This window comes from Streptomyces sp. WAC 04229 (assembly GCF_003947455.1).
In the GTDB taxonomy this organism is placed as follows: Bacteria; Actinomycetota; Actinomycetes; order Streptomycetales; family Streptomycetaceae; genus Streptomyces.
In genome coordinates, this window is record NZ_QHJH01000352.1 from 1 (window position 1) to 3,042 (window position 3,042).

The following is a 3,042-nucleotide window of genomic DNA, read 5'->3' on the forward strand; positions in this document are numbered from 1 at the left end:
GAGGGGGGAGAGGGGGTGAGGATGCAGGCGCTGGGCGTGCATACGTATGAACTGGTGGTGAACACTAAGGATCCGTACGGGGGGCGTCAAGGGTTCGCCCCGTCAGGCCGGGTCCCCGGTCGCGTCCGTCGTCCCGGGCGCGGTCAGGGAGCGCAGGGTGTCCATGAGTACGTGGGCCATGTTGTAGACGACGAGTTGTGCGCCCCGCCGCTCGGCGGCCCGGGCGGCGCCGAGGTCCGGCACGATCGCCATCACGGCCCGCCCGTTGGCGCGCGTCGCGTCGTGCGCCCGCGAGATCAGGGCGTCGACGACGCCGGGGTCCGGAAAGCCGCAGTCGGCGGCCAGGTCGGCGGGGCCCACCAGGACCGCGTCCACCCCCTCGGTGCCGGCGATGGCGTCGGCGGCGTCGCAGGCGCGCCGCGTCTCGACCATCGCCACGACCAGGGTCTCGCGGGACGCGGCCACATGCTCGGCCGCGCCGACCGTGCCGAACCGGCCCGCTCTGCTGTACGTGGCGAAACCGCGCTCCCCCCACGGCGGGTAGTGGCTGGCGGCCACCGCACGCCGGGCGTCCTCGCGGCTGTCGACGTGGGGGTGGATCAGGCCGGCGGCGCCCAGGTCGAGGCAGCGCAGCGCGAGGGCCGGCTCGGCCGAGCCGACGCGGACCAGGACGTCCAGTCCGTGCGCCGCCGCGGCCGTGAGGTGATGCTGGAGCAGGGTCAGGTCGGCCGGCCCGTGCTCGCAGTCGATGACGACGTAGTCGAGTCCGGCTACACCCGCCATCTCCACCAGCGTCTCCGACGGAAGCCGCAGCAGGACGCCCCGCAACCGCTCGCCGTCCGCCAGGCGCCGCTTGAGGCCGCGGCGGGGTGTGCCGCGGGCCGTCACCGGGCCACCATCCCGGCCGAGAGGTCGATGTCGGCCCCGCACAGACCGCCCATGCGCAGCATCGCGGTGACGGCCTCGCCGACCTCGTCCTCGGTCACCATCCGCCCCAGGGCGGAGCGGGCCACGAACGCCTGCTCGGCCTGGGCGGGGGAGCTGCCCGTGCGCTCTGCCTCCAGCCGGAAGTTGCGCTCCATCCGGGGGCCGGAAACGGGACCGGGGGACAGGGAGTTCACCATGACGCCGTGCGGTCCCGCCTCGGCGGCCAGCGTGGTGGTGAGCCCGATGACCGCCATCTTCGAGGCGCAGTAGGGAGTGCGCCGCGCCAGCGGGCGTTTGCCGGAGACCGAGGCGATGTTCACGATGTCGCCGGTGCCCCGCGCGGTCATGGCGGGCAGGAAGGCCCGGCACATCAGGAACACCCCGCGCACGTTCACGTGGAAGACCTCGTCCCACTCCCGCGGGTCGATCTCGGTGAGCGGTGCCACCGGCCCCGCCGTACCGGCGTTGTTGACCAGGATCGAGATCTCCTCGCCGGCCAGGTCGTGGGCGAGTTCCGCGACCTGTTCGGGGCTGGAGACGTCGCAGACGCGGTGCGAGACGTCCGGGCCGAGACGGTCGGCGGTCTCCGCGAGCCTGGTCCCGTCGCGACCCGTGATCACCACCCGTGCCCCGTCGGCGACCAGCTGCCGTGCGATGCTCCGGCCGAGGCCGCCGCCTCCCCCCGTGACCAGAGCGGTACGCCCGGCCAACGGCGCGGTGGGTGCGGCCGGCGCCGCGGTACGGGGGCTCACGCGGCGCCCTCCTCGTTCCAGGGCAGGCCGCCCCGGCCGTACTTGGCGGCACGCACGTCGCCGGAGCGGGCGTGCCCCTCGAACAGCTCGACGCGCGCGGCCCGGCCGCACACCTCGCCGAGCAGCGCGGAGGACGCGGTGTCGGTGACCTCCTGGTAGGTGACCGTCTTGAGGTACTTGCCGACCCACAGACCGCCGGTGTAGCGGGCGGCGCCGCGGGTGGGCAGGACGTGATTGGTGCCGATGACCTTGTCGCCGTAGGAGACGCAGGTCCCCTCCCCGAGGAAGAGGGCGCCGTAGTCCCGCATCCTGTCCAGGGCCTGGCGCGGGTTCTCGGTCAGCACCTCCACGTGCTCGCTCGCGTAGGAGTCGGCGATCCGGAAGGCGTCGTCGAGGCTGTCGGCGACCACGATCTCGCCGTGGTCGCGCCAGGCCGGTCCGGCGAAGTCCCGGGTGGGCAGGCCGGACAGCAGGCGCTCGATGTGCCGCTCGGCCTCGCGGCCCAGTTCCTCGGACGTGGTGACCAGCACGGCGGGGGAGTCCGGGCCGTGCTCCGCCTGCGACAACAGGTCGACGGCCACCACGAAGGGGTCCGCGTGCTCGTCGGCGATCACCAGGATCTCGGTGGGTCCGGCGAACAGGTCGATGCCGACCTCGCCGAACAACTGCCGCTTGGCCTCCGCCACGTACGCGTTACCGGGCCCGGCGAGCATCGGCACGCGCTCGATGGTCTCGGTGCCCACGGCCAGCGCCGCGACGGCCTGGACGCCGCCCAGCAGATGAATCTCGTCGGCGCCCGCCAGGTGCATGGCCGCGACCGTCGCGGCCGGGATCTCGCCCCGGATCGGCGGGGTGCAGGCGGCGACCCGGGGGACGCCCGCCACCTTGGCGGTCACGATCGTCATGTGCGCCGACGCGGTCAGCGGGTAGCGCCCGCCGGGTACGTACGCGCCGGCGCCGGACACGGGGACGTGCCGGTGGCCGAGGCGGACGCCGGGCAGCGTCTCGATCTCGACGTCGGCCAGCGCGTCACGCTGGGCCTGTGCGAACGTGCGGACCTGGTCCTGCACGAAGCGGATGTCGTCCAGGACGGTGCCGGGCACCTGGGAGACGATCCGGCGGATCTCGTCGAGGGAGAGGCGGAACGACTCGGGGCTCCAGTCGTCGAACTTCTCGGAGTACCGGCGTACGGCGTCGTCGCCGTGCTCGCGGATGTCGTCGAGGATGACGCGGACGCGCTCGGCGACGTCCGCCCGGGCCGCGGTCACTCGGGCGGCGGGCACGGGAGACTTGAGGTGTCGGGGCATGGCGGCTCACTTCCAGTGGGTGAAGGGGTGGGGTGGCAGGTCGTTCAGGAGGGGGT

General features: G+C 73.7%; 3 protein-coding genes. All 3 read right to left on the minus strand.

From position 1 onward, the window contains the following. Positions 1-102: 102 nt before the first annotated feature. Genes DMH12_RS37935 through hisD form a run of 3 tightly spaced genes read right to left on the minus strand, consistent with a single transcriptional unit; the run spans position 103 to position 2,986 of the window. On the minus strand, positions 103-888 hold the full coding sequence (locus tag DMH12_RS37935; protein ID WP_260474497.1) for an HpcH/HpaI aldolase/citrate lyase family protein: 786 nt from the start codon (positions 886-888) through the stop codon (positions 103-105). Then, positions 885-1,679 (minus strand): SDR family NAD(P)-dependent oxidoreductase, encoded by a 795-nt coding sequence (locus DMH12_RS37940; protein ID WP_221763162.1) that lies wholly within the window; start codon positions 1,677-1,679, stop codon positions 885-887. Before DMH12_RS37940 ends, DMH12_RS37935 begins: the two co-directional genes overlap by 4 nt. Continuing rightward, on the minus strand, positions 1,676-2,986 hold the full coding sequence (gene hisD / locus DMH12_RS37945) for a histidinol dehydrogenase (RefSeq protein ID WP_125495798.1): 1,311 nt from the start codon (positions 2,984-2,986) through the stop codon (positions 1,676-1,678). The genes DMH12_RS37940 and hisD overlap by 4 nt, the downstream gene beginning before the upstream one ends. Positions 2,987-3,042: the final 56 nt, after the last annotated feature.